Annotated in this window: 29 protein-coding genes, 1 pseudogene and 1 other annotated feature; of the genes and pseudogenes, 28 read left to right on the top strand and 2 right to left on the bottom strand. The window is 41.8% G+C overall.

All coding sequences use genetic code 11. The annotated features are described in order from the left end of the window. Positions 1-80: 80 nt before the first annotated feature. Positions 81-152, bottom strand: a pseudogene (locus tag N8O43_RS01380) (AraC family transcriptional regulator); the annotation flags it as partial. Here N8O43_RS01380 and N8O43_RS01375 point away from each other — a divergent pair. The 18 genes from N8O43_RS01375 (at position 145) to N8O43_RS01290 (ending at position 16,314) form a co-directional block, all read left to right on the top strand. After that, positions 145-1,053, top strand: a complete 909-nt coding sequence (locus tag N8O43_RS01375) for a LysR family transcriptional regulator (protein WP_001025693.1) — start codon at positions 145-147, stop codon at positions 1,051-1,053. The pseudogene N8O43_RS01380 and the gene N8O43_RS01375 overlap by 8 nt on opposite strands. Beyond that, positions 1,050-1,511 (top strand): signal peptidase II, encoded by a 462-nt coding sequence (gene lspA / locus N8O43_RS01370; protein WP_004254742.1) that lies wholly within the window; start codon positions 1,050-1,052, stop codon positions 1,509-1,511. Before N8O43_RS01375 ends, lspA begins: the two co-directional genes overlap by 4 nt. Further along, a complete protein-coding gene (locus N8O43_RS01365; protein WP_060628487.1) occupies positions 1,501-2,388 on the top strand; it encodes an RluA family pseudouridine synthase in 888 nt (295 codons plus the stop codon). Before lspA ends, N8O43_RS01365 begins: the two co-directional genes overlap by 11 nt. Before the next feature lie 2 nt (positions 2,389-2,390). Next, positions 2,391-4,274 carry a phosphorylcholine esterase CbpE gene (cbpE, locus tag N8O43_RS01360; protein ID WP_261008787.1) on the top strand — a complete coding sequence of 628 codons (1,884 nt, stop codon included), beginning with the start codon at positions 2,391-2,393 and terminating at the stop codon, positions 4,272-4,274. A 100-nt stretch (positions 4,275-4,374) separates the two neighbouring features. Beyond that, complete coding sequence (gene proB, locus N8O43_RS01355; RefSeq protein WP_261041164.1) at positions 4,375-5,484, top strand: glutamate 5-kinase; 1,110 nt, start codon at positions 4,375-4,377, stop codon at positions 5,482-5,484. Between the two features lie 9 nt (positions 5,485-5,493). Continuing rightward, entirely contained in the window at positions 5,494-6,756 is a 1,263-nt protein-coding gene (locus N8O43_RS01350; RefSeq protein ID WP_125454577.1) for a glutamate-5-semialdehyde dehydrogenase, read from the top strand. Between the two features lie 3 nt (positions 6,757-6,759). Beyond that, the gene (proC, locus tag N8O43_RS01345; RefSeq protein ID WP_261008785.1) at positions 6,760-7,557 is read left to right on the top strand and encodes a pyrroline-5-carboxylate reductase; all 798 of its coding nucleotides are present in this window, start codon (positions 6,760-6,762) and stop codon (positions 7,555-7,557) included. Positions 7,558-7,671: 114 nt separating this feature from the next. Next, a complete protein-coding gene (tmk, locus tag N8O43_RS01340) occupies positions 7,672-8,310 on the top strand; it encodes a dTMP kinase (RefSeq protein WP_261008784.1) in 639 nt (212 codons plus the stop codon). Next, a complete protein-coding gene (locus tag N8O43_RS01335; RefSeq protein ID WP_261008783.1) occupies positions 8,307-9,197 on the top strand; it encodes a DNA polymerase III subunit delta' in 891 nt (296 codons plus the stop codon). The genes tmk and N8O43_RS01335 overlap by 4 nt, the downstream gene beginning before the upstream one ends. 39 nt (positions 9,198-9,236) lie before the next feature. Continuing rightward, positions 9,237-9,554 (top strand): DNA replication initiation control protein YabA, encoded by a 318-nt coding sequence (gene yabA, locus N8O43_RS01330; RefSeq protein WP_000358228.1) that lies wholly within the window; start codon positions 9,237-9,239, stop codon positions 9,552-9,554. A 2-nt stretch (positions 9,555-9,556) separates the two neighbouring features. Further along, positions 9,557-10,435, top strand: a complete 879-nt coding sequence (gene rsmI, locus N8O43_RS01325; RefSeq protein ID WP_261008782.1) for a 16S rRNA (cytidine(1402)-2'-O)-methyltransferase — start codon at positions 9,557-9,559, stop codon at positions 10,433-10,435. 332 nt (positions 10,436-10,767) lie between these two features. After that, positions 10,768-12,102, top strand: a complete 1,335-nt coding sequence (gene trmFO, locus N8O43_RS01320; protein ID WP_261008781.1) for a methylenetetrahydrofolate--tRNA-(uracil(54)-C(5))-methyltransferase (FADH(2)-oxidizing) TrmFO — start codon at positions 10,768-10,770, stop codon at positions 12,100-12,102. Between the two features lie 83 nt (positions 12,103-12,185). Further along, positions 12,186-12,923, top strand: coding sequence for a UMP kinase (pyrH, locus tag N8O43_RS01315; protein ID WP_000002997.1), 738 nt, complete (start codon positions 12,186-12,188; stop codon positions 12,921-12,923). 8 nt (positions 12,924-12,931) lie between these two features. Further along, positions 12,932-13,489: a ribosome recycling factor gene (gene frr, locus N8O43_RS01310; protein ID WP_001262225.1), complete on the top strand. Its 558-nt coding sequence runs from the start codon at positions 12,932-12,934 to the stop codon at positions 13,487-13,489. Between the two features lie 59 nt (positions 13,490-13,548). Continuing rightward, complete coding sequence (gene cvfB / locus N8O43_RS01305) at positions 13,549-14,403, top strand: RNA-binding virulence regulatory protein CvfB (RefSeq protein ID WP_001095436.1); 855 nt, start codon at positions 13,549-13,551, stop codon at positions 14,401-14,403. 11 nt (positions 14,404-14,414) lie between these two features. Next, complete coding sequence (locus N8O43_RS01300) at positions 14,415-14,972, top strand: GrpB family protein (protein ID WP_261089168.1); 558 nt, start codon at positions 14,415-14,417, stop codon at positions 14,970-14,972. 45 nt (positions 14,973-15,017) lie between these two features. After that, on the top strand, positions 15,018-15,233 hold the full coding sequence (locus N8O43_RS01295; RefSeq protein ID WP_049546781.1) for a YozE family protein: 216 nt from the start codon (positions 15,018-15,020) through the stop codon (positions 15,231-15,233). Positions 15,234-15,318: 85 nt separating this feature from the next. Further along, complete coding sequence (locus tag N8O43_RS01290) at positions 15,319-16,314, top strand: PhoH family protein (RefSeq protein ID WP_261018745.1); 996 nt, start codon at positions 15,319-15,321, stop codon at positions 16,312-16,314. A 54-nt stretch (positions 16,315-16,368) separates the two neighbouring features. Here N8O43_RS01290 and ald read toward each other — a convergent pair whose 3' ends face one another. Next, complete coding sequence (ald, locus tag N8O43_RS01285) at positions 16,369-17,481, bottom strand: alanine dehydrogenase (RefSeq protein ID WP_261018744.1); 1,113 nt, start codon at positions 17,479-17,481, stop codon at positions 16,369-16,371. A gap of 171 nt (positions 17,482-17,652) precedes the next feature. Between ald and N8O43_RS01280 the strand changes: the two genes are divergently transcribed. The 10 genes from N8O43_RS01280 (at position 17,653) to N8O43_RS01235 (ending at position 26,799) form a co-directional block, all read left to right on the top strand. After that, entirely contained in the window at positions 17,653-18,222 is a 570-nt protein-coding gene (locus N8O43_RS01280; RefSeq protein WP_000443732.1) for a GNAT family N-acetyltransferase, read from the top strand. A 66-nt stretch (positions 18,223-18,288) separates the two neighbouring features. Next, entirely contained in the window at positions 18,289-18,939 is a 651-nt protein-coding gene (locus N8O43_RS01275; RefSeq protein WP_000387351.1) for a helix-hairpin-helix domain-containing protein, read from the top strand. Beyond that, on the top strand, positions 18,923-21,163 hold the full coding sequence (locus N8O43_RS01270) for a DNA internalization-related competence protein ComEC/Rec2 (protein WP_261089167.1): 2,241 nt from the start codon (positions 18,923-18,925) through the stop codon (positions 21,161-21,163). The genes N8O43_RS01275 and N8O43_RS01270 overlap by 17 nt, the downstream gene beginning before the upstream one ends. A gap of 72 nt (positions 21,164-21,235) precedes the next feature. Beyond that, positions 21,236-21,367: a sequence feature (ribosomal protein L20 leader region), on the top strand. A 15-nt stretch (positions 21,368-21,382) separates the two neighbouring features. Next, positions 21,383-21,913 (top strand): translation initiation factor IF-3, encoded by a 531-nt coding sequence (infC, locus tag N8O43_RS01265; RefSeq protein ID WP_000848180.1) that lies wholly within the window; start codon positions 21,383-21,385, stop codon positions 21,911-21,913. A gap of 32 nt (positions 21,914-21,945) precedes the next feature. After that, entirely contained in the window at positions 21,946-22,146 is a 201-nt protein-coding gene (rpmI, locus tag N8O43_RS01260; protein WP_001125943.1) for a 50S ribosomal protein L35, read from the top strand. 51 nt (positions 22,147-22,197) lie between these two features. After that, on the top strand, positions 22,198-22,557 hold the full coding sequence (gene rplT, locus N8O43_RS01255) for a 50S ribosomal protein L20 (RefSeq protein WP_000124832.1): 360 nt from the start codon (positions 22,198-22,200) through the stop codon (positions 22,555-22,557). Positions 22,558-22,615: 58 nt separating this feature from the next. Continuing rightward, positions 22,616-22,996, top strand: coding sequence for a lactoylglutathione lyase (gloA, locus tag N8O43_RS01250; RefSeq protein ID WP_000157156.1), 381 nt, complete (start codon positions 22,616-22,618; stop codon positions 22,994-22,996). Positions 22,997-23,244: 248 nt separating this feature from the next. Next, positions 23,245-24,045 (top strand): dihydroorotate dehydrogenase electron transfer subunit, encoded by an 801-nt coding sequence (locus N8O43_RS01245; protein ID WP_001070083.1) that lies wholly within the window; start codon positions 23,245-23,247, stop codon positions 24,043-24,045. Continuing rightward, positions 24,008-24,994 carry a dihydroorotate dehydrogenase gene (locus N8O43_RS01240; protein ID WP_176601745.1) on the top strand — a complete coding sequence of 329 codons (987 nt, stop codon included), beginning with the start codon at positions 24,008-24,010 and terminating at the stop codon, positions 24,992-24,994. Before N8O43_RS01245 ends, N8O43_RS01240 begins: the two co-directional genes overlap by 38 nt. Before the next feature lie 98 nt (positions 24,995-25,092). Beyond that, on the top strand, positions 25,093-26,799 hold the full coding sequence (locus N8O43_RS01235) for a glucosaminidase domain-containing protein (protein ID WP_314726001.1): 1,707 nt from the start codon (positions 25,093-25,095) through the stop codon (positions 26,797-26,799). The last annotated feature ends 60 nt before the right edge of the window (positions 26,800-26,859 follow it).

The raw sequence follows: 26,859 nt of genomic DNA, 5'->3' as shown, positions 1-26,859 counted from the left end.
TTCGGAGAGCCTATTTTTTTGTTTTGGTGCCCATGATTTTTTCTTTCTTAGTGTAGATGAATTTTATGAGTGACATTATTTTTCTTCGATGGAAAACTTCTAAAATATGGTATAATGAAAAGATAAAGAAGTTGGGGGTAGAAGATGAACATTCAACAATTACGCTATGTTGTTGCCATTGCCAATAGTGGTACTTTCCGTGAAGCTGCTGAAAAGATGTATGTTAGTCAGCCGAGTCTGTCTATTTCTGTTCGTGATTTGGAAAAAGAGTTGGGTTTTAAGATTTTCCGTCGGACCAGCTCAGGGACTTTCTTGACCCGTCGTGGTATGGAATTTTATGAAAAAGCTCAAGAATTGGTTAAAGGATTTGATATTTTTCAAAATCAGTATGCCAATCCTGAGGAAGAAAAAGATGAATTTTCCATTGCCAGTCAGCACTATGACTTCTTGCCACCAACCATTACGGCCTTTTCAGAGCGCTATCCTGACTATAAAAACTTCCGTATTTTTGAATCAACTACTGTTCAAATATTAGATGAAGTTGCTCAAGGGCATAGTGAGATTGGGATTATCTACCTTAACAATCAAAATAAAAAAGGGATCATGCAACGGGTTGAAAAGCTAGGTCTGGAGGTCATTGAATTGATTCCCTTTCATACCCATATTTATCTTCGTGAGGGGCATCCTTTGGCTCAGAAAGAGGAATTGGTCATGGAGGATTTAGCAGATCTACCAACGGTTCGTTTCACTCAAGAGAAAGATGAGTACCTTTATTATTCAGAGAACTTTGTTGATACCAGTGCGAGCTCACAGATGTTCAATGTGACAGACCGTGCTACTTTGAATGGCATTTTGGAGCGGACGGATGCCTATGCGACTGGATCTGGATTTTTAGATAGTGACAGTGTCAATGGCATCACAGTCATTCGTCTCAAGGATAATTTAGATAATCGCATGGTCTATGTTAAACGTGAGGAAGTGGAGCTTAGTCAAGCTGGGACTCTCTTCGTGGAAGTCATGCAAGAATATTTTGATCAAAAGAGGAAATCATGAAAAAAAGAGCAATAGTGGCAGTCATTGTACTGCTTTTGATTGGGCTGGATCAGTTAGTTAAATCCTATATCGTCCAGCAGATTCCACTGGGTGAAGTTCGCTCTTGGATTCCCAATTTTGTTAGCTTGACCTACCTGCAAAATCGAGGGGCTGCCTTTTCGATGCTACAAGACCAGCAGTGGTTATTTGCTATCATTACACTTGTCGTTATGGTAGGTGCCATTTGGTATCTACATAAGCACATGGAGGACTCACTCTGGATGGTCTTGGGTTTGACCTTGATTATCGCAGGTGGTCTTGGGAACTTTATTGACAGGATCAGTCAGGGCTTTGTTGTGGATATGTTTCACCTTGACTTTATCAACTTTGCAATTTTCAATGTGGCAGATAGCTATCTGACGGTTGGAGTGATTATTTTATTGATTGCAATGTTAAAAGAGGAAATAAATGGAAATTAAAATTGAAACTGGTGGCCTGCGTTTAGATAAGGCTTTGTCAGATTTGACAGAATTATCACGCAGTCTCGCGAATGAACAAATCAAATCAGGTCAGGTCTTGGTCAATGGCCAAGTCAAGAAAGCTAAATATACTGTCCAAGAGGGCGATATCGTCACTTACCATGTGCCAGAACCAGAGGTCTTAGAGTATGTGGCTGAGAATCTTCCACTAGAAATCATCTACCAAGATGAGGATGTGGCTGTCGTTAACAAACCTCAGGGGATGGTTGTGCATCCGAGTGCTGGTCATATTAGTGGAACTCTGGTAAATGCCCTTATGTATCATATTAAGGACTTGTCGGGTATCAATGGGGTTCTGCGTCCAGGCATTGTTCACCGTATTGATAAGGATACGTCAGGCCTTCTCATGATTGCTAAAAACGATGAGGCGCATCTAGCACTTGCCCAAGAACTCAAGGATAAAAAGTCTCTCCGCAAATATTGGGCGATTGTTCATGGAAATCTGCCTAATGATCGTGGTGTCATCGAAGCGCCGATTGGCCGGAGTGAAAAAGACCGTAAGAAACAGGCTGTGACTGCTAAAGGCAAGCCTGCAGTGACCCGTTTCCACGTCTTAGAACGCTTTGGTGATTATAGCTTAGTGGAGCTGCAGCTGGAAACAGGCCGCACCCATCAAATCCGTGTTCACATGGCTTATATCGGCCATCCAGTCGCTGGGGATGAGGTCTATGGTCCTCGCAAGACTTTGAAAGGACATGGACAATTTCTCCATGCCAAGACTCTAGGCTTTACCCATCCGAGAACAGGTGAGATTTTGGAATTTACAGCAGATATCCCAGAGATTTTTAAGAAAACATTGGAGAGATTGAGAAAGTAAGAATGAAAAAGAAATTAACTAGTTTAGCACTTGCAGGCGCTTTTTTAGGTTTGTCATGGTATGGAAATGTTCAAGCTCAAGAAAGTTCAGGAAATAAAATCCACTTTATAAATGTTCAAGAAGGTGGCAGTGATGCGATTATTCTTGAAAGCAATGGACATTTTGCCATGGTGGATACAGGAGAAGATTATGATTTCCCAGATGGAAGTGATTCTCGTTATCCATGGAGAGAAGGAATTGAAACGTCTTATAAGCATGTTCTGACAGACCGTGTCTTTCGTCGTTTGAAGGAATTGGGTGTCCAAAAACTTGATTTTATATTGGTGACCCATACTCACAGTGATCATATTGGAAATGTTGATGAATTACTGTCTACCTATCCAGTTGACCGAGTCTATCTTAAAAAATATAGTGATAATCGTATTACTAATTCTGAACGTTTATGGGATAATCTGTACGGTTATGATAAGGTTTTACAGACTGCTGCAGAAAAAGGTGTTTCAGTGATTCAAAACATCACACAAGGGGATGCTCATTTTCAGTTTGGAGACATGGATATTCAGCTCTATAATTATGAAAATGAAACTGATTCGTCGGGTGAATTAAAGAAAATTTGGGATGACAATTCCAATTCCTTGATTAGCGTGGTGAAAGTCAATGGTAAGAAAATTTACCTTGGGGGCGACTTAGATAATGTTCATGGAGCAGAAGACAAGTATGGTCCTCTCATTGGAAAAGTTGATTTGATGAAGTTTAACCATCACCGTGATACCAATAAATCAAACACCAAGGATTTCATTAAACATTTGAGTCCGAGTTTGATTGTTCAAACCTCGGATAGTTTACCTTGGAAAAATGGTGTTGATAGTGAGTATGTTAATTGGCTCAAAGAACGAGGAATTGAGAGAATCAACGCAGCCAGCAAAGACTATGATGCAACAGTTTTTGATATTCGACAAGATGGTTTAGTAAACATTTCAACTTCCTACAAGCAGATTCCAAGTTTTCAAGATGGTTGGCATAAGAGTGCATATGGGAATTGGTGGTATCAAGCACCTGATTCTACAGGAGAGTATGCAGTAGGTTGGAATGAAATCGAAGGTGAATGGTATTACTTTAACCAAACGGGTATCTTGTTACAGAATCAATGGAAAAAATGGAACAATCATTGGTTCTATTTGACAGACTCTGGTGCTTCTGCTAAAAATTGGAAGAAAATTGATGGAATCTGGTATTATTTCAACAAAGAAAATCAGATGGAAATTGGTTGGGTAAATACTGGAAGTCAGAACTATTATTTATCAAACGATGGCTCTATGAAGACAGGTTGGCTTCAATATAAGGGGCAATGGTATTACTTTGCTCAATCAGGAGAAATGAAAACGGGTTGGGTAAAAGATAAAGAAACCTGGTACTATATGGATTCTACTGGTATCATGAAGACAGGCGAGATAGAAGTTGCTGGTCATCATTACTATCTAGAAGATTCAGGAGCTATGAAGCAAGGTTGGCTTAAAAAGGCAAATGCTTGGTATTTCTACAAGGAAGATGGTTCACGAGCTGTTGGTTGGATTAAAAACAAGGATAAATGGTACTTCTTGAAAGAAAATGGTCAATTGCTTGTGAACGGTAAGACACCAGAAGGCTATACTGTTGATTCAAGTGGTGCCTGGTTAGTGGATGTTCCGGTCGAGAAATCTGTTACAACTAAAGTCACAAGTCATTCAGAAATAAAAGAATCCAAAGAAGTAGTGAAAAAAGATCTTGAAAGTAAAGAAATTAGACAGAATGAAGGTGTTACAAGCGCTTCAACTAGTCAAGATTTGACTTCTTCAACTTCACAAAGCTCTGAGACGAGTACAAATAAATCGGAATCAGAACAGTAGTAAAAAAGAAGGTTTTAGGGCCTTCTTTTTCCTATCAACTCTTTTCTATTTTATGCTATTCATGTTATAATGGATAAATATGAAGAATCGGAGTGAGACTATGAAATACAAACGGATCGTCTTTAAGGTGGGGACTTCTTCTCTGACAAATGAGGATGGAAGTTTATCACGTAGTAAGGTAAAGGCTATTACCCAGCAGTTGGCTATGTTGCACGAGGCGGGTCATGAGTTGATTTTGGTGTCGTCGGGAGCCATTGCTGCCGGTTTTGGAGCCTTAGGATTTAAAAAGCGTCCGACTAAGATTGCTGATAAACAGGCTTCAGCAGCGGTAGGGCAAGGGCTTTTGTTGGAAGAATACACGACCAATCTTCTCTTGCGCCAAATCGTTTCTGCACAAATTTTGCTGACCCAGGATGACTTTGTGGATAAGCGCCGTTATAAAAATGCCCATCAGGCTTTGTCGGTTCTACTTAGCCGTGGAGCGATTCCTATCATAAACGAGAATGACAGTGTCGTCATTGATGAGCTCAAGGTCGGGGACAATGACACTCTAAGTGCCCAGGTAGCGGCCATGGTCCAAGCAGACCTTTTGGTCCTCTTGACAGATGTAGACGGTCTCTATACAGGAAATCCTAATTCAGATCCAACAGCCAAACGCTTGGAGAGAATTGAGACCATCAATCGTGAGATTATTGATATGGCCGGTGGAGCAGGTTCTTCAAACGGAACTGGGGGCATGTTAACCAAAATCAAAGCTGCAACTATCGCGACAGAATCAGGAGTTCCTGTTTATATCTGCTCATCCTTGAAGTCAGATGCCATGATTGAGGCGGCTGAGGAGACCAAGGATGGTTCCTACTTTGTTGCTCAAGAGAAGGGACTTCGTACCCAGAAACAATGGCTGGCCTTTTATGCTCAGAGTCAAGGTTCTATTTGGGTTGATAAAGGGGCTGCAGAAGCTCTCTCTCAACATGGAAAGAGTCTTCTTTTATCTGGTATCGTTGAAGCAGAAGGCGCCTTTTCTTACGGCGATATTGTGACAGTATTTGACAAGGAAAGTGGAAAATCACTTGGAAAAGGGCGTGTGCAATTTGGAGCATCTGCTTTGGAGGATATGTTGCGTTCTCAAAAAGCCAAGGGGGTCTTGATTCACCGTGACGACTGGATTTCCATTACTCCTGAAATCCAACTACTCTTTACAGAATTTTAGAGGTAAACTATGGTAAGTACACAAGAACAATTTGAACAGGTACAGGCTGTTAAAAAATCGATTAACACAGCTAGTGAAGAGGTAAAAAACCAAGCCTTGCTAGCCATGGCTGATCACTTAGTGGCTGCTACAGAGGAAATTTTAGCGGCCAATGCTCTCGATATGGAAGCGGCCAAAGATAAAATCTCAGATGTGATGCTGGATCGTCTTTATTTGGATGCAGGTCGTATAGAAGCGATGGCAACTGGGATTCGTGAAGTGGTTGCTTTACCAGATCCAATCGGTGAAGTTTTAGAAACCAATCAGCTTGAAAATGGTTTGGTTATCACCAAGAAACGAGTGGCTATGGGGGTTATTGGTATTATCTATGAAAGCCGTCCAAATGTGACGTCTGATGCGGCTGCTTTAGCTCTTAAAAGTGGAAATGCGGTTGTTCTTCGTAGTGGTAAGGATGCCTATCAAACTGCCCATGCTATTGTCACAGCCTTGAAGAAGGGCTTGGAAACGACTACTATTCACCCAGATGTGATTCAACTTGTGGAAGATACTAGACGTGAAAGTAGCTATGCTATGATGAAGGCCAAGGGACATCTAGACCTCCTTATTCCTCGTGGAGGAGCTGGCTTGATTAATGCGGTGGTTGAGAATGCGATTGTACCTGTTATCGAGACAGGGACTGGGATTGTCCATGTCTATGTGGATAAGGACGCAGACGAAGACAAGGCTCTCTCTATCATCAACAATGCCAAAACCAGTCGTCCTTCTGTCTGCAATGCCATGGAGGTTCTACTTGTTCATGAAGACAAAGCAGCAAGCTTCCTTCCTCGCTTAGAGCAAGTTCTAGTTGCAGAGCGTAAAGAAGCTGGGTTGGAACCAATTCAATTCCGACTTGATAGCAAAGCAAGCCAGTTTGTTTCAGGTCACGCAGCTGAAGCACAAGACTTTGATACCGAGTTTTTGGACTATGTTCTAGCTGTTAAGGTTGTGAGCAGTTTAGAAGAAGCGGTTGCCCATATTGAGGCTCACAGTACCCATCATTCGGATGCCATTGTGACGGAAAATGCTGAAGCTGCAGCTTACTTTACAGATCAAGTGGACTCTGCAGCGGTTTATGTCAATGCCTCAACTCGTTTCACAGATGGTGGCCAATTTGGTCTTGGTTGTGAAATGGGGATTTCTACTCAGAAACTGCACGCGCGTGGTCCCATGGGATTGAAGGAGTTGACTAGCTACAAGTATGTGGTTACTGGTGACGGACAGATAAGGGAGTAAGAGATGAAGATCGGATTTATCGGTTTGGGGAATATGGGTGCTAGTTTAGCTAAGTCTGTTTTGCAGGCTAAGACGGGCGATGACCTTCTCCTTGCCAATCGTAGCCAAGCCAAGGTGGATGCTTTCATCGCCAACTTTGGTGGTCAGGCTTCTAGCAATGAAGAAATATTTGCAGAAGCAGATGTGATTTTTCTAGGAGTAAAGCCAGCACAGTTTTCAGACTTGCTTTCTCAATACCAGACCATCCTTGAAAAAAGAGAAAGTCTTCTATTGATTTCTATGGCAGCTGGATTGACCTTGGAAAAACTGGCTAGTATTCTCCCAAGTCACCACCGAATGATTCGTATGATGCCTAATACCCCTGCTTCTATTGGCCAAGGAGTGATTAGCTATGCCTTGTCTCCTAATTGCAGGGCTGAGGACAGTGAACTATTTTGTCGGCTTTTGGTCAAGGCTGGTCTCTTGGTTGAACTTGGGGAAGGCTTAATCGATGCAGCGACAGGTCTTGCAGGTTGTGGGCCAGCTTTTGTCTATCTTTTTATTGAGGCCCTAGCAGATGCAGGTGTTCAGACTGGATTGCCACGAGAGACAGCATTGAAAATGGCGGCTCAAACTGTGGTAGGAGCTGGTCAATTGGTCCTAGAAAGCCAAGAGCATCCTGGAGTATTGAAAGACCAAGTTTGTAGCCCAGGCGGTTCGACTATTGCTGGCGTAGCAAGCCTAGAAGCGCATGCTTTTCGAGGAACGGTCATGGATGCAGTTCATCAAGCCTACAAACGAACACAAGAACTAGGTAAATAAGAGGTAGTTTTATCTGCCTCTTTTATGGTGTTTGAAATGAGAAGACAAAAAAGATTGTCACAAACCCCCATTTTTTTGATAGAATAGAAGTAGTAAAAAAGAAATGAGTTAGACATGTCAAAAGGATTTTTAGTCTCTCTTGAGGGACCAGAGGGAGCAGGAAAGACCAGTGTTTTAGAGGCTCTGCTTCCAATTTTAGAGAAAAAAGGAGTAGAGGTGCTGACGACTCGTGAACCTGGTGGAGTCTTGATTGGGGAGAAGATTCGTCAAGTGATTTTGGACCCAAGTCATACTCAGATGGATGCGAAAACAGAGCTCCTTCTCTATATTGCCAGTCGCAGACAGCACTTGGTGGAAAAAGTTCTTCCAGCACTTGAAGCTGGCAAGTTGGTCATTATGGACCGCTTCATCGATAGTTCCGTTGCATATCAGGGATTTGGTCGTGGCTTGGATATTGACGCCATTGATTGGCTCAATCACTTTGCGACAGATGACCTTAAACCTGATTTGACACTCTATTTTGACATCGAGGTGGAAGAAGGGCTGGCTCGCATTGCTGCTAATAACAATCGTGAGGTCAATCGTTTGGACTTGGAAGGATTGGACTTGCATAAAAAAGTTCGTCAAGGCTACCTTTCTCTTCTGGATAAAGAAGGAAATCGCATTGTCAAGATCAATGCTAGTCTCCCTTTGGAGCAAGTTGTGGAAACTACCAAGGCTGTCTTGTTTGATAGAATGGGATTAGCTAAATGAAACAAGATCAACTAAAGGCCTGGCAGCCAGATCAGTTTGACCGCTTTGTCCGTATCCTAGAACAAGACCAGCTCAATCATGCCTACCTCTTTTCAGGTTTCTTTGGAAGCTTGGAAATGGCGCAATTTTTAGCTAAGGGCCTCTTTTGTACAGATAAAGTAGGTGTTTTACCATGTGAGAAATGCCGAAATTGTAAGCTGATTGAGCAGGGAGAATTTCCCGATATTACTTTGATTAAGCCAGTAAATCAGGTCATCAAGACAGAACGCATTCGAGAATTGGTGGGTCAGTTTTCCCAAGCAGGGATTGAAAGCCAGCAACAGGTTTTTATTATCGAGCAAGCGGAAAAGATGCATCCCAACGCAGCCAATTCTCTGCTCAAGGTCATCGAAGAACCCCAGAGTGAGGTTTATATTTTCTTCTTGACCAGTGATGAGGAAAAGATTTTACCGACAATCCGAAGTCGGACCCAGATTTTTCACTTTAAAAAGCAAGAAGAAAAGCTCATCTTACTCTTAGAACAAATGGGGCTGGTTAAGAAAAAAGCTACTCTTTTAGCCCAGTTTAGTCAATCGCGATCTGAAGCAGAAAAGTTGGCTAATCAGGCAGGCTTTTGGACCTTGGTCGATGAAAGCGAACGCCTACTGACTTGGTTAGTAGCTAAGAAAAAAGAAAGTTATCTGCAAGTTGCTAAATTAGCTAGCTTGGCAGATGACAAGGAAAAACAAGATCAGGTTTTACGGATTCTTGAAGTTCTCTGTGGCCAAGATATCCTACAAGCAAGAGTTAGGGTGATTCTACAAGATTTGCTAGAAGCTAGAAAAATGTGGCAAGCTAATGTCAGCTTTCAAAATGCCATGGAATATCTGATCTTGAAAGAAATATAAACTCAAAAATGAATGATAAAGAAAGGAAAGGGCTGTTTTATGGACAAAAAAGAATTATTTGACGCGCTGGATGATTTTTCCCAACAGTTATTGGTAACCTTGGCCGATGTGGAAGCCATCAAGAAAAATCTCAAGAGCTTGGTAGAAGAAAATACAGCTCTTCGCTTGGAAAATAGTAAGTTGCGAGAACGCTTGGGTGAGGTGGAAGCAGACGCTCCTGTCAAGGCTAAGCATGTTCGTGAAAGTGTCCGTCGCATTTACCGTGATGGATTTCACGTTTGTAATGATTTTTATGGACAACGTCGAGAACAGGACGAAGAATGTATGTTCTGTGATGAGTTGTTATACAGGGAGTAAGCATGCAGATTCAAAAAAGTTTTAAGGGGCAGTCTCCCTATGGCAAGCTGTATCTAGTGGCAACGCCGATTGGCAATCTAGACGATATAACCTTTCGAGCTATCCAGACCTTAAAAGAAGTGGACTGGATTGCGGCTGAGGACACGCGCAATACAGGGCTTTTGCTCAAGCATTTTGATATTTCCACCAAGCAAATTAGTTTTCATGAGCACAATGCCAAGGAAAAAATTCCTGATTTGATTGATTTCCTGAAAGCAGGACAAAGCATTGCTCAGGTATCCGACGCGGGTCTGCCTAGTATCTCAGACCCTGGTCATGATTTGGTTAAGGCAGCCATTGAGGAAGAAATTTCGGTTGTGACTGTTCCAGGTGCCTCTGCAGGAATTTCTGCCTTGATCGCCAGTGGTTTAGCGCCACAGCCACATATCTTTTACGGCTTTTTACCGAGAAAATCAGGCCAGCAAAAGCAATTTTTCGACTCGAAAAAAGACTATCCAGAAACTCAGATTTTCTATGAATCGCCCCATCGTGTGGCAGATACGTTAGAAAATATGCTAGCAGTTTATGGCGACCGCTCGGTGGTCTTGGTTAGAGAATTGACCAAAATCTATGAAGAATACCAAAGAGGTACAATTTCTGAATTGCTGGAAAGCATCGCTGAAACGCCACTTAAGGGAGAATGCCTTCTCATCGTTGAAGGTGCCAGTCAGGATGTAGAAGAAAAAGACGAGGAAGACTTGTTCTTAGAAATCCAAACTCGTATCCAGCAAGGCATGAAGAAAAATCAAGCTATCAAGGAAGTAGCTAAGTTTTACCAGTGGAATAAGAGCCAGCTTTACGCAGCCTACCACGACTGGGAAGAAAATCAAGAAAATGACTAAACAGGGAAGTTTGCCTTCTTCCCTTTTTTTGTTATACTAGTAGAAGAAAAAATTAGAAAGATTTGTGGGAGTGAAAAAGTCCGGGGGACTTTTTCAGCCTGAGCCAAGAAATTCGAAAGTGAAGTAAGTCCTGTGGACTTTTTCAGCCTGAGCCAGGAAATTCGAAAGCGAAGTAAGTCCTGTGGACTTTTCCAGTGAGCCAAGAAACTCGAAAGCGAAGTAAGTCCTGTGGACTTTTCCAGCCTGAGCCAAGAAATTCGAGAGCGAAGTAAGCCCTGTGGACTTTTTCAATGTGAATCTTGTCTTCACACTCCCAAAGAGGTATTAGTGTCGTGTCTCAATCTTATATCAATGTTATCGGTGCTGGTTTGGCAGGGTCTGAAGCTGCCTACCAAATTGCAGAACGTGGTATTCCAGTTAAACTCTATGAAATGCGTGGTGTCAAGTCAACACCCCAGCACAAAACAGACAATTTTGCTGAGTTAGTTTGTTCTAATTCTCTTCGTGGAGATGCTCTGACAAATGCAGTTGGTCTTCTCAAGGAAGAAATGCGTCGCTTGGGTTCAGTTATTTTGGAATCTGCTGAAGCTACTCGTGTTCCTGCAGGCGGTGCCCTTGCGGTGGACCGTGATGGTTTCTCTCAAATGGTGACCGAAAAAGTGGCCAACCACCCCTTGATTGAAGTGGTTCGTGATGAAATTACAGAACTGCCGACAGATGTTATCACAGTTGTCGCTACTGGTCCTTTGACTAGCGATGCCTTGGCTGATAAGATTCATGCCCTTAATGATGGCGATGGTTTCTATTTCTACGATGCTGCAGCGCCTATTATCGACGTCAACACCATCGATATGAGCAAGGTCTATCTTAAGTCTCGTTATGACAAGGGAGAAGCTGCCTACCTCAATGCTCCAATGACCAAGCAAGAATTTATGGATTTCCATGAAGCCTTAGTCAATGCAGAAGAAGCACCGCTCAATTCTTTTGAAAAAGAAAAGTACTTTGAAGGCTGTATGCCTATCGAAGTCATGGCTAAACGTGGTATTAAAACCATGCTTTATGGTCCTATGAAACCAGTCGGTTTGGAGTATCCAGATGACTACACAGGACCTCGTGATGGAGAATTCAAAACACCTTATGCGGTGGTTCAGCTTCGTCAGGACAATGCAGCTGGTAGCCTCTATAATATCGTCGGTTTCCAGACCCACCTCAAATGGGGAGAACAAAAGCGTGTCTTCCAAATGATTCCAGGTCTTGAAAATGCGGAGTTTGTTCGTTATGGTGTCATGCACCGCAATTCTTACATGGATTCACCAAATCTTCTGGAGCAGACCTATCGTTCTAAGAAACAGCCAAACCTCTTCTTTGCTGGTCAAATGACGGGTGTGGAAGGCTATGTTGAATCAGCAGCATCAGGCTTAGTTGCAGGTATTAACGCGGCTCGTCTCTTCAAGGGTGAAAGTGAGGCTATTTTCCCAGAGACAACAGCGATTGGAAGTCTGGCTCATTACATCACCCATGCAGACAGCAAACATTTCCAACCGATGAATGTCAACTTTGGAATTATCAAGGAGTTGGAAGGCGAGCGTATTCGTGATAAAAAGGCTCGTTATGAAAAAATTGCAGAGCGTGCCCTTGCCGACTTAGAGGAATTTTTAACGGTCTAATTTTTTTCAAAGAATTGCTCATGATACTATAAAAATCTTAGAAATTGTGATAAAATAGGTAGGATAAAAGAAGGAGAGTGAAAATGGCGAATCCCAAGTATAAACGTATTTTGATTAAGTTATCAGGTGAAGCCCTTGCCGGTGAACGTGGCGTAGGGATTGATATCCAAACAGTTCAAACAATCGCAAAAGAGATTCAAGAAGTTCATAGCTTAGGTATCGAAATTGCCCTTGTTATCGGTGGAGGAAATCTCTGGCGTGGAGAACCTGCTGCAGAAGCAGGAATGGACCGCGTTCAGGCAGATTACACAGGAATGCTTGGGACTGTTATGAATGCTCTTGTGATGGCAGATTCATTGCAACAAGTTGGTGTCGATACTCGTGTACAAACAGCCATTGCCATGCAACAAGTGGCAGAGCCTTACGTACGTGGACGTGCCCTTCGTCACCTTGAAAAAGGCCGTATCGTTATCTTTGGTGCCGGAATTGGTTCACCTTACTTCTCAACAGATACAACAGCGGCTCTTCGTGCAGCTGAAATCGAAGCAGATGCCATTCTTATGGCTAAAAATGGCGTAGACGGTGTTTACAATGCCGATCCTAAGAAAGACAAGACAGCCGTTAAGTTTGAAGAATTGACCCACCGTGACGTTATCAATAAAGGTCTTCGTATCATGGACTCAACAGCTTCAACCCTCTCAATGGATAATGACATTGACTTGGTTGTCTTCAACATGAACCAATCAGGTAACATCAAACGTGTCGTATTTGGTGAAAATATCGGAACTACAGTTTCAAATAATATCGAAGAAAAGGAATAAGAAAGATTATGGCGAACGCAATTATTGAAAAAGCTAAAGAGAGAATGACCCAGTCTCACCAATCACTTGCTCGTGAATTTGGTGGTATCCGTGCCGGTCGTGCTAATGCAAGCTTGCTTGACCGTGTACATGTAGAATACTATGGAGTAGAAACACCTCTTAACCAAATCGCTTCAATTACCATTCCAGAAGCGCGTGTTTTGTTGGTAACACCATTTGACAAGTCTTCATTGAAAGACATCGAACGTGCTTTGAACGCTTCTGATCTTGGAATCACACCAGCTAACGACGGTTCTGTGATTCGCTTGGTTATCCCTGCTCTTACAGAAGAAACTCGTCGTGACCTTGCTAAAGAAGTGAAGAAGGTCGGAGAAAATGCTAAAGTGGCTGTCCGCAATATCCGTCGCGATGCTATGGATGAAGCTAAGAAACAAGAAAAAGCAAAAGAAATCACTGAAGACGAATTGAAGACTCTTGAAAAAGACATTCAAAAAGTAACAGACGATGCTGTTAAACACATTGACGACATGACTGCCAACAAAGAGAAAGAACTATTGGAAGTCTAAAAATAAACAGAAAAACTCAGTTGGCATTGCTGGCTGAGTTTTATTCGAAAGAAGGAAATATGAATACAAATCTTGCAAGTTTTATCGTTGGACTGATCATCGATGAAAATGACCGTTTTTACTTTGTGCAAAAGGATGGTCAAACCTATGCTCTTGCTAAGGAAGAAGGTCAGCATACAGTAGGGGATACGGTTAAAGGTTTCGCCTATACAGATATGAAGCAAAAGCTCCGCTTGACCACTTTAGAAGTGATTGCCACACAGGATCAATTTGGTTGGGGAACTGTAACGGAAGTTCGTAAAGACTTGGGTGTCTTTGTGGATACAGGTCTGCCCGATAAGGAAGTCGTAGTATCGCTTGATATTCTCCCTGAGCTCAAGGAACTCTGGCCTAAGAAGGGTGACCAACTCTACATCCGTCTTGAAGTGGACAAGAAAGACCGTATCTGGGGACTCTTGGCTTATCAAGAAGACTTCCAACGTCTGGCTCGTCCTGCCTACAACAACATGCAGAACCAAAACTGGCCAGCCATTGTTTACCGCCTCAAGCTGTCAGGAACTTTTGTTTACCTACCAGAAAATAACATGCTTGGTTTTATCCATCCTAGCGAGCGTTACGCAGAGCCACGTTTGGGGCAAGTATTAGATGCGCGCGTTATTGGTTTCCGTGAAGTGGACCGTACCTTGAACCTCTCCCTCAAACCACGTTCCTTTGAAATGTTGGAAAATGATGCTCAGATGATTTTGACTTACTTGGAAAGCAATGGCGGTTTCATGACCTTAAATGATAAGTCATCTCCAGACGACATCAAGGCAACATTTGGCATTTCTAAAGGTCAGTTCAAGAAAGCACTCGGTGGCTTGATGAAGTCTGGCAAAATCAAGCAAGACCAGTTTGGTACAGAGTTGATCTAGGCCTTATAGACATGAAAAAGAAACTTGAAGAAATGAGTTTAGAGGAACTCTGGCAACTTTTTCCTATTTTTCTAGTAGAGCACAAGTCAGAGTGGAAAGACTGGTATGAATTGGAGAAAACAAGTCTTAAAAAAATATTGGGTGCAAATGTTATTAAAAGAATAGAACATATCGGTAGCACTGCTATCCCTAATATTTGGGCCAAAAATATCGTTGATATTCTGTTAGAAGTAGGTAGAATAGAGGATTTAGCAAGAGTTAGGGATTTATTGGTGAAGAATGGGTGGCTAGTGATGTCGGAGAGTCCTAACAGGATTTCGCTAAATAAAGGATATACAGAGCAGGGATTTGCTGAGAAAGTTTTTCATTTACATTTGCGAATGACGGGAGATCATGATGAGATTTATTTTAGAGATTATCTCTGCCAGCATCCAGATATTGCCCAAGCGTATCAGGAATTAAAACTCAGTTTGTGGAAAAAATTTGAACACAATCGAGACGCCTATACTGATGCGAAAATGGATTTTATAAACCACTACGTTTCAGAGGCTAAGTCCAGTAATTTTTAAAAATCAGAAAAGTTTCATCAAAAAAAGTCTTGATAGGAGAAAGAATTGAGAAAATCATTTTACACTTGGCTCATGACCGAGCGCAATCCTAAAAGTAACAGCCCTAAAGCTATTTTGGCAGACCTCGCTTTTGAAGAGTCATCCTTCCCAAAACACACAGATGATTTTGATGAGGTGAGTCGCTTTTTAGAGGAATATGCCAGTTTCTCTTTCAATCTAGGAGACTTTGATGCTATCTGGCAAGAATACTTAGAACACTAGCATTTATTCATTGGGTTTGGGCTAGTAATTTCTCCACCCCTTTGCTATAATAAAAAGAAATAAAAGGATTAGAGAGGTTCTTTATTTGAAGGAACATTCAATAGACATTCAACTGAGTCATCCAGATGACCTGTTTCATCTTTTTGGTTCCAATGAGCGCCATCTTCGTTTAATGGAAGAAGAGCTTGATGTTGTGATTCATGCTCGTACGGAGATTGTCCAGGTTTTGGGAGAAGAGACTGCCTGTGAGGAAGCTCGTCAGGTTATTCAAGCTCTCATGGTCTTGGTGAACCGTGGGATGACCGTTGGTACGCCAGATGTGGTGACTGCGATTAGCATGGTCAAAAACGATGAAATCGACAAGTTTGTCGCCCTTTATGAAGAAGAAATTATCAAGGACAATACAGGGAAGCCTATCCGTGTCAAAACCTTGGGTCAAAAACTTTATGTGGACAGTGTTAAACAGCATGATGTGACCTTTGGAATTGGGCCAGCAGGTACAGGGAAGACCTTCCTTGCAGTGACCTTGGCTGTGACAGCTCTTAAACGTGGTCAGGTTAAGCGGATTATCCTAACACGCCCGGCAGTGGAAGCTGGCGAGAGTCTAGGTTTTCTTCCGGGTGATCTTAAAGAGAAGGTAGATCCTTACCTTCGACCTGTTTATGATGCCTTGTATCAGATTCTGGGAAAAGACCAAACAACTCGACTCATGGAGCGTGAAATTATCGAGATTGCGCCCCTTGCCTATATGCGTGGACGAACCTTGGATGATGCCTTTGTCATTCTCGATGAGGCGCAAAATACGACTATCATGCAGATGAAGATGTTCTTGACTCGTTTAGGTTTTAATTCTAAGATGATTGTCAATGGAGATATCAGTCAGATTGACCTTCCGCGTAACGTCAAGTCCGGTTTGATTGATGCTCAGGAAAAGCTCAAGAACATTCACCAGATTGACTTTGTTCATTTTTCAGCCAAGGATGTGGTTCGCCATCCAGTTGTCGCTCAGATTATCCGAGCTTATGAACCAGCTCCAATTAAAAATGAAGAGCGTGAAGAAATCCAAGAAGAAACAGAATAGCAAAAAAGAGCAGTTCAGGTGGAATTGCTCTTTCTTTTATATGATAATTAGTTTTTATACTAGTTCATCAATTGGAGTATGTTTTTTATTTAGGCCTTGGGCTACTGGAAGACTGGTTAAGTAACCTTGATAAGTGGTAACACCTTGACTCAAGCCCTCATCCTCAGAGATTGCTTGTACAAAACCTTTACCAGCCAAAGCTTCGATATAAGGAAGAGTGACATTGGTTAGGGCGATGGTTGAAGTACGGGCTACAGCACCGGGGATGTTGGCAACGGCATAGTGGAGCACACCGTGTTTTTCATAGACGGGTTCATCGTGCGTTGTCACACGGTCAGCTGTCTCAATAACGCCACCTTGGTCAACGGCAACGTCAACGATGACAGATCCTGGACGCATTTGTTTGACCATCTCATCTGTCACCAATTTCGGTGCTTTGGCACCTGGGATGAGAACCGCTCCGATAACCACATCCGCATCTCTCACCCTGGCTTCGATGTTAAATGAATTGGACATGAGAGTTTGAATTTGGTGACCAAAGACCTCCTCTAAAACGGAGAGACGTTTAGCGCTGATATCAAGGATGGTCACTTGCGCTCCCAATCCTAAAGCGATGCGGGCAGCATGGGTCCCTACGACACCACCACCGATGATGGTTACTTTTCCTTTAGGTACACCCGGTACACCACCCAGTAGGACGCCAGAACCTCCTGCTTGTTTGGTTAGGAAGTGAGCTCCGATTTGGACTGCCATACGGCCTGCAACCTCACTCATAGGAACGAGGAGTGGTAACTGGCCTTGGGAATCATGGACAGTTTCATAGGCAATCCCTGTTGTTTTTGCTGCTAGCATAGCATCTGCTAATTCAGGAGCAGCGGCCATGTGCAAGTAGGTGAAGAGAAGCAGGTCGTCACGCAAGTACTCATATTCAGAAGGTAATGGTTCTTTTACTTTCACGACTAACTTTGCAGCCCAAGCTTCACCAGCACTAGCGACAATTTCAGCTCCTTGCTTTTGATAGTCAGCATCAGTAAAGCCTGAACCGAGACCAGCATTTGTTTCGATAAGGACGCGATGACCACGACCGACTAAGCTGAGGACACCAGCAGGTGTGAGGGCAACACGGTTTTCATTATTCTTAATTTCTTTTGGAATTCCGATTAACATAGAGAAAAACTCCCTTTCTATTGACGGGTTGTAAATGATTTATCACATTATCTATAAAAATAAGGTGATGATTTTATTCTATATGAAACCGCTTTAAAAAGCAAGGAAAACTTGTTGTAACTTCTTTTTTATGCTAGACTGATAGAAAATACTTTTGAATGGTAGAAACGTATGGAATCAATCTTTTTAAAACTAGCTCAGTATCCAATAGTCGAGACTGAGCGTTTATTGCTTAGACCTGTAACCTTGGATGATGCAGAAGAAATGTTTGACTATGCCTCGGATAAGGATAATACACGTTACACTTTTCTAACCAATCAAAATTTAGAAGAAACCAAAAATAATATTGCTCAGTTCTACTTGGCTAATCCCTTGGGACGTTGGGGAATAGAACTAAAAAGCAATGGCAAATTTATCGGAACAATTGATTTGCACAAGATTGATCCTGCTCTTAAGAAGGCGGCTATTGGCTACATTATCAATAAAAAGTATTGGAATCAAGGATTAACGACAGAAGCCAATCGTGCCGTGATTGAGCTGGCTTTTGAGAAGATTGGAATGAACAAGTTGACCGCCCTTCACGATAAGGATAATCCCGCATCTGGCAAGGTCATGGAGAAATCAGGCATGCGCTTTTCCCATGAAGAACCATATGCTTGTATGGACCAGCATGAAGAAGGCCGAATCGTTACAAGAGTTCATTATGTCTTGACCAAGGAAGACTATTTTACATATAAATAAGCAGTTGAGAAGAAATTTTCAACTGTTTTTTCTTCCTCTTACGAATAATCTAAGAGAGGAGAAAATATGGAAGCAATTATCGAGAAAATCAAAGAGTATAAAATCATTGTTATCTGTACTGGTCTGGGATTACTTGTCGGAGGATTTTTCCTGCTAAAGCCAGCTCCACAAACACCTGTCAAGGAAACGAATTTGCAGGCAGAAGTTGTAGCAGTTTCCAAGGATTCGGTATCCGAAAAGGAAGTAAAGAAGGAAGAAAAGGAAGAACCCCTTGAACAAGATCTAATCACAGTAGATGTCAAAGGTGCTGTTAAATCGCCAGGGATTTATGATTTGCCTGTAGGTAGTCGAGTCAATGATGCTGTTCAGAAGGCTGGTGGCTTGACAGAACAAGCAGATAGCAAGTCGCTCAATCTAGCTCAGAAAGTTAGTGACGAGGCTCTGGTTTACGTCCCAACTAAGGGAGAAGAAGCAGCTAGTCAGCAGGCAGGTCCTGGGACGGCTTCCTCAACGAGCAAGGAAAAGAAGGTCAATCTCAATAAGGCCAGTCTGGAAGAACTCAAGCAGGTCAAAGGACTGGGTGGCAAACGAGCTCAGGATATTATCGACCATCGTGAGGCAAATGGGAAATTCAAGTCGGTTGATGAACTCAAGAAAGTCTCTGGCATTGGTGCCAAGACCATAGAAAAGTTAAAAGATTATGTTACAGTGGATTAAGAATTTCTCTATTCCCCTAATTTACCTTAGTTTTCTGTTGCTTTGGCTTTACTACGCCATTTTCTCATCATCTTATCTCGCACTACTAGGTTTTGTTTTTCTGCTAGTCTGTCTCTTTATCCAATTTCCGTGGAAATCTGCTGGTAAAGTTCTAATAATTTGTGGAATCTTTGGTTTCTGGTTTCTGTTTCAAAATTGGCAACAGAGTCAAGCGAGTCAAAATTTGGCGGATTCTGTTGAAAGGGTACGGATTTTACCAGACACTGTTAAGGTCAATGGTGATAGTCTATCCTTTCGTGGTAAGTCTGATGGACGCATTTTTCAAGTCTATTATAAACTCCAGTCCGAGGAGGAGAAAGAAGCCTTTCAAGCTTTAACCGACCTTCATGAGATAGGACTAGAAGGAAAACTTTCAGAACCAGACGGGCAGAGAAATTTTGGTGGTTTTGACTATCAAGCCTATCTGAAGACTCAGGGGATTTACCAGACTCTCAATATCAAAAAAATCCAGTCACTTCAAAAGGTTGGCAGTTGGGCTATAGGTGAAAACCTATCCAGTTTACGCCGAAAGGCTGTGGTTTGGATTAAGACACATTTTCCAGACCCTATGCGCAATTACATGACGGGGCTCTTGCTAGGACATCTAGACACCGACTTTGAGGAGATGAATGAGCTTTATTCTAGTTTAGGAATTATCCACCTTTTTGCTTTGTCTGGTATGCAGGTAGGATTTTTCATGGATGGACTTAAGAAACTTCTCTTGAGATTGGGCTTGACCCAAGAAAAGTTGAAATGGCTGACCTATCCCTTTTCCCTTATCTATGCAGGTCTGACAGGATTTTCAGCATCAGTTATTCGCAGTCTCTTGCAGAAGCTACTGGCTCAACATGGGGTTAAGGGCTTGGACAATTTTGCCTTGACGGTGCTTGTACTCTTTATCATTATGCCTAACTTTTTCCTGACTGCAGGAGGAGTTTTGTCCTGTGCTTATGCTTTTATCTTGACCATGACCAGCAAAGAAGGGGAGGGGCTTAAGGCTATTGCCAGAGAAAGTCTGGTTATTTCTTTGGGAATATTACCCATTCTATCCTTCTATTTTGCGGAATTTCAGCCTTGGTCCATCCTTTTGACCTTTGTCTTTTCCTTTCTTTTTGACTTGGTCTTCTTACCGCTCTTATCTATCTTATTTGCCCTTTCCTTTCTCTATCCAGTCATTCAGCTGAATTTTATCTTTGAGTGGTTGGAGGGGATTATTCGCTTGGTATCACAGGTGGCAAGCAGGCCGCTTGTACTTGGACAACCCAATGCATGGCTTTTAATCTTATTGTTAATTTCCCTGGCTTTAGTCTATGATTTGAGGAAAAACATTAAAAGGTTAATGGTATTGAGCTTATTGATTACAGGTCTCTTTTTCCTTATCAAGCATCCGCTGGAAAATGAAATCACAATGCTGGATGTGGGGCAAGGCGAAAGTATTTTCCTACGGGATGTAACTGGGAAAACTATTCTCATAGATGTCGGTGGCAAGGCAGAATCTGATAAGAAAATTGAAAAATGGCAAGAAAAGGCAACGACTAGCAATGCCCAGCGAACCTTGATTCCCTATCTCAAAAGTCGAGGAGTGGCCATGATTGACCAGCTGATTTTGACAAATACGGACAAGGAACATGTTGGAGATTTGTTGGAGGTGACTAAGGCATTCCATGTAGGCGAAATTTTAGTATCAAAAGGAAGTCTGAAACAGAACGAATTTGTGACAGAACTACAGGCGACTCAAACAAAAGTTAGAAGTATAACAGCAGGAGAGAACTTGCCCATTTTTGGAAGTCAGTTAGAAGTCCTATCTCCAAGGAAAATTGGAGATGGAGGTCATGAAGATTCCCTGGTTCTGTATGGAAAACTCTTGGATAAGCACTTTCTCTTCACGGGAAATTTGGAGGAGAAAGGAGAAAGGAACTTGCTGAGGCAATATCCTGACCTAGAGGTGGATATTTTGAAAGCTGGTCAACATGGCTCTAAAAAATCATCAAGTTCAGCCTTTCTAGAACAGTTAAAACCAGAGATGACTCTCATCTCAGTTGGAAAGAGCAATAGAATGAAACTCCCCCATCAGGAAACCTTGATACGACTGGAAGGTATCAATAGCAAAGTTTACCGAACTGACCAGCAAGGAGCTATACGGTTTAAAGGTTGGAATAGATGGAAGATCCAAACAGTTGGTTAACGAGCAGAAACTTTTCAAAAAAATAACTTTTTATCTTGACAAGAGCTAGAAAACTTGGTATCATATAAAAGTTGAGAAAAGCAGAAGTGAGAGCTTCTCGCCTTGTGACATTAAGTTGCCTGGCCCTACGGATGAAAAGTTTCTAAGAAACGCTATCATAACGTGCGGGCTTGTATATTTACGAGTCCGCTATTGTTTTTCTCTAATAAAACAAAAGAGGTGAAAACCATAGCAAAGCAAGACTTATTCATCAATGATGAGATTCGTGTACGTGAAGTTCGCTTGATTGGTCTTGAAGGAGAACAGCTAGGCATTAAGCCACTCAGTGAAGCGCAAGCTTTGGCTGATAACGCTAATGTTGACCTAGTATTGATTCAACCCCAAGCCAAACCACCTGTTGCAAAAATTATGGACTACGGTAAGTTCAAATTTGAGTACCAGAAGAAGCAAAAAGAACAACGTAAAAAACAGAGTGTTGTTACTGTGAAAGAAGTTCGTCTAAGTCCAACGATTGACAAGGGTGACTTTGATACAAAACTTCGCAATGCACGCAAATTCCTTGAAAAAGGAAATAAAGTTAAGGTATCTATTCGCTTTAAGGGTCGTATGATTACCCATAAAGAGATTGGTGCAAAAGTTTTAGCCGAGTTTGCTGAAGCAACTCAAGATATTGCCATCATCGAACAACGTGCTAAAATGGATGGACGTCAAATGTTCATGCAATTGGCGCCAGCGACTGACAAAAAATAATTGTCAGAAAGTTAAATAAAGGAGAAAAAATCATGCCAAAACAAAAAACACACCGCGCATCAGCTAAACGTTTCAAACGTACAGGTTCTGGTGGACTTAAACGTTTCCGTGCTTACACTTCTCACCGTTTCCACGGAAAAACTAAGAAACAACGTCGTCATCTTCGTAAAGCATCTATGGTGCATTCAGGAGATTACAAACGTATCAAAGCAATGCTTACTCGCTTGAAATAATAGCTTGACTGTAAGTAAACAATTCTAGGAAATATTTGGAGGAAATAAAACATGGCACGTGTTAAAGGTGGCGTTGTATCACGCAAACGTCGTAAACGTATTCTTAAATTAGCAAAAGGTTACTATGGAGCTAAACACATCTTGTTCCGTACTGCAAAAGAACAAGTAATGAACTCTTACTACTATGCATACCGTGACCGTCGTCAGAAAAAACGTGACTTCCGCAAATTGTGGATCACTCGTATCAACGCGGCAGCTCGTATGAACGGACTTTCATACTCACAATTGATGCATGGTTTGAAATTGGCTGAGATCGAAGTTAACCGTAAAATGCTTGCTGACTTGGCTGTTAACGATGCAGCAGCTTTCGCAGCTCTTGCAGATGCAGCTAAAGCAAAACTTGGTAAATAATAACTGATAAGACTGGAACAGGATTGTCCCAGTCTTTTTGAAAATAAAGGAGAAAAATATGGCTTCAAAAATGCTACACACTTGCTTGCGAGTAGAAAATCTTGAAAAATCAATCGCATTTTATCAAGATGCTTTTGGATTTAAAGAATTGCGTCGCAGGGATTTTCCAGATCATGCATTCACCATTGTTTATCTAGGACTTGAAGGTGACGACTATGAGTTGGAGTTGACTTATAACTACGATCACGGCCCTTATGTGGTAGGAGATGGGTTTGCTCATATCGCCCTCAGTACACCTGATCTTGAAGCGCTTCATCAAGAGCACAGTGCAAAAGGCTATGAAGTGACTCAGCCAAATGGCTTACCAGGAACTGCACCAAACTATTATTTTGTCAAAGACCCTGATGGCTACAAGGTCGAAGTCATTCGTGAAAAATAATCTCGTGAAGTCAAGTCGAATGTTCGTTTTCTACTTGACTTTTTTTAGCTGAAAGAGTATACTAATAAAAATTTAACCTTTAAGGGGAGTCCAGAGAGACTCACAAGGTGTCAGATAAAAGAATAGTACAATTTTCTAGAGGAGACTTTTTGAGTGTGCTCTCTTGTCTTGTACGATTTTAACTGAGGCCTTGCAATTGCAAGGTCTTTTCTTTATCTGGTCCCCTTAAAATTTAAGGAGGAAAAGTCATGAATCCCACATGTAAGAAACGCTTGGGTGCCATTCGTTTGGAAACCATGAAGGTGGTTGCACAGGAGGAAATCGCGCCAGCAATCTTTGAATTAGTCCTAGAAGGGGAAATGGTTGAAGCTATGCGGGCAGGCCAATTTCTTCATCTGCGTGTGCCTGATGATGCCCATCTTTTGCGTCGTCCTATTTCAATTTCGTCTATTGATAAGGTAAAGAAGCAGTGTCACCTCATTTATCGGATTGAAGGTGCTGGTACAGCTATTTTTTCAACCTTAAGTCAGGGAGATACTCTTGATGTGATGGGACCTCAGGGAAATGGATTTGACTTGTCTGACCTTGATGAGCAGAGTCAGGTTCTCCTTGTTGGTGGTGGGATTGGTGTTCCGCCCTTGCTTGAGGTAGCCAAGGAATTGCATGCGCGTGGTGTGAAAGTAGTGACAGTTCTCGGTTTTGCTAATAAGGATGCTGTTATTTTGGAGATTGAATTAGCTCAATATGGGCAGGTATTTGTAACAACAGATGATGGTTCTTATGGCATTAAGGGAAATGTTTCCGTTGTTATCAAGGATTTAGACAGTCAGTTTGATGCTGTTTACTCATGTGGGGCGCCTGGAATGATGAAGTATATCAATCAAACCTTTTATGACCATCCAAGAGCCTATCTATCTCTAGAATCTCGTATGGCTTGTGGGATGGGGGCTTGCTATGCCTGCGTCCTAAAAGTGCCAGAAAGCGAGACGGTCAGCCAACGTGTCTGTGAAGATGGTCCTGTTTTCCGCACAGGAACAGTTGTATTATAAGGAGAAAATTATGACTAGAAATCGTTTACAAGTTTCTCTACCAGGCTTGGATTTGAAAAATCCGATTATTCCAGCATCAGGATGTTTTGGCTTTGGACAAGAGTATGCCAAGTATTATGATTTAGACCTTTTAGGTTCTATTATGATCAAGGCGACAACCCTTGAACCACGCTTTGGCAATCCAACTCCAAGGGTGGCAGAAACACCTGCAGGCATGCTCAATGCAATCGGTTTGCAAAATCCTGGTTTGGAAGTTGTTTTGGCTGAAAAGCTACCGTGGTTGGAAAGAGAATATCCAAATCTTCCCATCATTGCCAATGTAGCTGGTTTTTCAAAACAAGAATATGCAGCTGTTTCTCATGGTATTTCCAAGGCAACTAATGTAAAGGCTATCGAGCTCAATATTTCTTGCCCCAATGTAGATCACTGTAATCACGGACTTTTGATTGGTCAAGATCCAGATCTGGCTTATGATGTGGTGAAAGCAGCTGTGGAAGCCTCTGATGTGCCAGTTTATGTCAAATTAACCCCTAGTGTGACCGATATCGTTACTGTCGCAAAAGCTGCAGAAGATGCGGGGGCAAGTGGCTTAACCATGATCAATACTCTGGTTGGAATGCGTTTTGACCTCAAAACCAGAAAACCAATCTTGGCCAATGGAACAGGAGGAATGTCTGGTCCAGCAGTCTTGCCAGTAGCCCTCAAACTCATCCGCCAAGTAGCCCAAACAACAGACCTCCCTATCATTGGAATGGGGGGAGTGGATTCGGCAGAAGCTGCGCTAGAAATGTATCTGGCTGGAGCATCTGCTATTGGAGTTGGAACAGCCAACTTTACCAATCCATATGCCTGTCCTGATATCATCGAAAATTTACCAAAGGTTATGGATAAATATGGTATTAGCAGTCTGGAAAATCTACGCAAGGAAGTGAAAGAGTCTCTGAAGTAAACTGCAATCAATCTGTTCTTGATTTTTTATCAGTTTGTAATGTTGATTATAGAGAATTTTGATATAATGAAATGAGTAAGAACAGAGGAAGTAAATTAATGAAGAAATTGAGATTTGTTTTTTTAGCCCTGCTATTTTTCTTAGCTAGTCCAGAGGGTGTAATGGCAAGTGATGGTACTTGGCAAGGAAAACAATACCTGAAAGCAGATGGGAGTCAAGCAGCTAATGAGTGGATTTTTGATGCTCACTATCAATCTTGGTTTTATATAAAAGCAGATGCCAACTATGCTGAAAATGAATGGCTGAAACAAGGTGACGACTATTTTTACCTCAAATCTGGCGGCTATATGGCAAAATCAGAATGGGTAGAAGACAAGGGAGTCCTCTATTATCTTGACCAAGATGGAAAGATGAAAAGAAATGCTTGGCTAGGAGCTTCCTATGTCGGTGCTACAGGTGCCAAGGTAATAGAAGATTGGGTATATGATTCTCGATACGATGCTTGGTTTTATATAAAAGCAGATGGACAGCACGCAGAGAAAGAATGGCTCCAAATCAAGGGGAAGGACTATTATTTTAAATCTGGTGGTTATTTACTAACAAGTCAGTGGATTGAGCAGGCTTATGTGAATGCTAGTGGTGCCAAAGTACAGCAAGGTTGGCTTTTTGACAAACAATACCAATCTTGGTTTTATATCAAAGAAAATGGAAATCATGCTGATAAAGAATGGATTTTCGAAAATGGTCACTATTATTATCTAAAATCCGGAGGCTATATGGCAGCAAATGAATGGATTTTGGATAAAGATTCATGGTTTTACCTCAAATCTGATGGTAAAATGGCTGTGAAAGAATGGGTATACGATTCTAAAAATCAAGCCTGGTACTACTTCAAATCCGGTGGCTACATGGCAAAAAATGAGACTATTGATGGTCATCAGTTAGGAAACGATGGAAAGTGGCATAAGGAGTCCAAGACTAGCTCTGATTATTATCAGGTCCTTCCAGTTACTTCAAATATCTATAATGCAGATGGTGAAAAGCTGTCATATATATCGCAAGGTAGTGTTGTTTGGCTAGATAAGGATAGAAAAAGTGATGACAAGCGCCTGGCTATTACTATTTCTGGTTTGTCAGGCTATATGAAAACAGAAGATTTACAAGCACTAGATGCCAGCAAGGATTTTATCCCTTATTATGAGAGTGATGGACATCGTTTTTATCACTATGTAGCTCAGAATGCTAGTGTTCCAGTAGCTGCTCATCTTTCTGATATGGAAGTAGGCAAGAAATATTATTCGGCAGATGGGCTGCATTTTGATGGTTTTAACCTTGAAAATCCCTTCCTTTTCAAAGATTTGACAGAGGCTACAAACTATAGTGCTGAAGACTTGGATAAGGTATTTAGTTTGTTAAATATTAATAATAGCCTCTTAGAAAATAAGGGAGCTACCTTTAAGGAAGCCGAAGAACATTACCATATCAATGCCCTCTATCTCCTTGCCCATAGTGCCTTAGAAAGCGACTGGGGACGTAGCAAGATTGCCAAAGATAAGAATAATTTCTTTGGAATTACAGCCTATGATACGACCCCTTACCTTTCTGCCAAGACATTTGATGATGTGGATAAGGGAATTTTAGGTGCAACCAAGTGGATTAAGGAAAATTATATCGATAGGGGCAGAACTTTCCTTGGAAACAAGGCGTCTGGTATGAATGTGGAATATGCGTCAGACCCTTATTGGGGTGAAAAAATTGCTAGTGTGATGATGAAAATCAATGAGAAACTAGGTGGTAAAGATTAGTCCTATAATTGGATATGATTTGAGTGAATAGTATGTTAAAAATCCTGATTTCAAGTAAAA

Origin of the sequence: Streptococcus mitis, from assembly GCF_946190335.1 — a bacterium.
Classification (GTDB): domain Bacteria; phylum Bacillota; class Bacilli; order Lactobacillales; family Streptococcaceae; genus Streptococcus; species Streptococcus mitis_CH.
The sequence above is the reverse complement of the archived record's forward strand: the minus strand, read 5'-3'. Positions and strand labels throughout refer to the sequence as shown.

What these genes read in the sequence shown, in the direction of transcription:
- N8O43_RS01375 (WP_001025693.1), top strand. Translation starts at nt 145, where the DNA reads ATGAACATTCAACAATTACGCTATGTTGTTGCCATTGCCAATAGTGGT.
- lspA (WP_004254742.1), top strand. Translation starts at nt 1,050, where the DNA reads ATGAAAAAAAGAGCAATAGTGGCAGTCATTGTACTGCTTTTGATTGGG.
- N8O43_RS01365 (WP_060628487.1), top strand. Translation starts at nt 1,501, where the DNA reads ATGGAAATTAAAATTGAAACTGGTGGCCTGCGTTTAGATAAGGCTTTG.
- cbpE (WP_261008787.1), top strand. Translation starts at nt 2,391, where the DNA reads ATGAAAAAGAAATTAACTAGTTTAGCACTTGCAGGCGCTTTTTTAGGT.
- proB (WP_261041164.1), top strand. Translation starts at nt 4,375, where the DNA reads ATGAAATACAAACGGATCGTCTTTAAGGTGGGGACTTCTTCTCTGACA.
- N8O43_RS01350 (WP_125454577.1), top strand. Translation starts at nt 5,494, where the DNA reads ATGGTAAGTACACAAGAACAATTTGAACAGGTACAGGCTGTTAAAAAA.
- proC (WP_261008785.1), top strand. Translation starts at nt 6,760, where the DNA reads ATGAAGATCGGATTTATCGGTTTGGGGAATATGGGTGCTAGTTTAGCT.
- tmk (WP_261008784.1), top strand. Translation starts at nt 7,672, where the DNA reads ATGTCAAAAGGATTTTTAGTCTCTCTTGAGGGACCAGAGGGAGCAGGA.
- N8O43_RS01335 (WP_261008783.1), top strand. Translation starts at nt 8,307, where the DNA reads ATGAAACAAGATCAACTAAAGGCCTGGCAGCCAGATCAGTTTGACCGC.
- yabA (WP_000358228.1), top strand. Translation starts at nt 9,237, where the DNA reads ATGGACAAAAAAGAATTATTTGACGCGCTGGATGATTTTTCCCAACAG.
- rsmI (WP_261008782.1), top strand. Translation starts at nt 9,557, where the DNA reads ATGCAGATTCAAAAAAGTTTTAAGGGGCAGTCTCCCTATGGCAAGCTG.
- pyrH (WP_000002997.1), top strand. Translation starts at nt 12,186, where the DNA reads ATGGCGAATCCCAAGTATAAACGTATTTTGATTAAGTTATCAGGTGAA.
- frr (WP_001262225.1), top strand. Translation starts at nt 12,932, where the DNA reads ATGGCGAACGCAATTATTGAAAAAGCTAAAGAGAGAATGACCCAGTCT.
- cvfB (WP_001095436.1), top strand. Translation starts at nt 13,549, where the DNA reads ATGAATACAAATCTTGCAAGTTTTATCGTTGGACTGATCATCGATGAA.
- N8O43_RS01300 (WP_261089168.1), top strand. Translation starts at nt 14,415, where the DNA reads ATGAAAAAGAAACTTGAAGAAATGAGTTTAGAGGAACTCTGGCAACTT.
- ald (WP_261018744.1), bottom strand. Translation starts at nt 17,481, where the DNA reads ATGTTAATCGGAATTCCAAAAGAAATTAAGAATAATGAAAACCGTGTT.
- N8O43_RS01280 (WP_000443732.1), top strand. Translation starts at nt 17,653, where the DNA reads ATGGAATCAATCTTTTTAAAACTAGCTCAGTATCCAATAGTCGAGACT.
- N8O43_RS01275 (WP_000387351.1), top strand. Translation starts at nt 18,289, where the DNA reads ATGGAAGCAATTATCGAGAAAATCAAAGAGTATAAAATCATTGTTATC.
- N8O43_RS01270 (WP_261089167.1), top strand. Translation starts at nt 18,923, where the DNA reads ATGTTACAGTGGATTAAGAATTTCTCTATTCCCCTAATTTACCTTAGT.
- rpmI (WP_001125943.1), top strand. Translation starts at nt 21,946, where the DNA reads ATGCCAAAACAAAAAACACACCGCGCATCAGCTAAACGTTTCAAACGT.
- rplT (WP_000124832.1), top strand. Translation starts at nt 22,198, where the DNA reads ATGGCACGTGTTAAAGGTGGCGTTGTATCACGCAAACGTCGTAAACGT.
- gloA (WP_000157156.1), top strand. Translation starts at nt 22,616, where the DNA reads ATGGCTTCAAAAATGCTACACACTTGCTTGCGAGTAGAAAATCTTGAA.
- N8O43_RS01245 (WP_001070083.1), top strand. Translation starts at nt 23,245, where the DNA reads ATGAATCCCACATGTAAGAAACGCTTGGGTGCCATTCGTTTGGAAACC.
- N8O43_RS01240 (WP_176601745.1), top strand. Translation starts at nt 24,008, where the DNA reads ATGGTCCTGTTTTCCGCACAGGAACAGTTGTATTATAAGGAGAAAATT.
- N8O43_RS01235 (WP_314726001.1), top strand. Translation starts at nt 25,093, where the DNA reads ATGAAGAAATTGAGATTTGTTTTTTTAGCCCTGCTATTTTTCTTAGCT.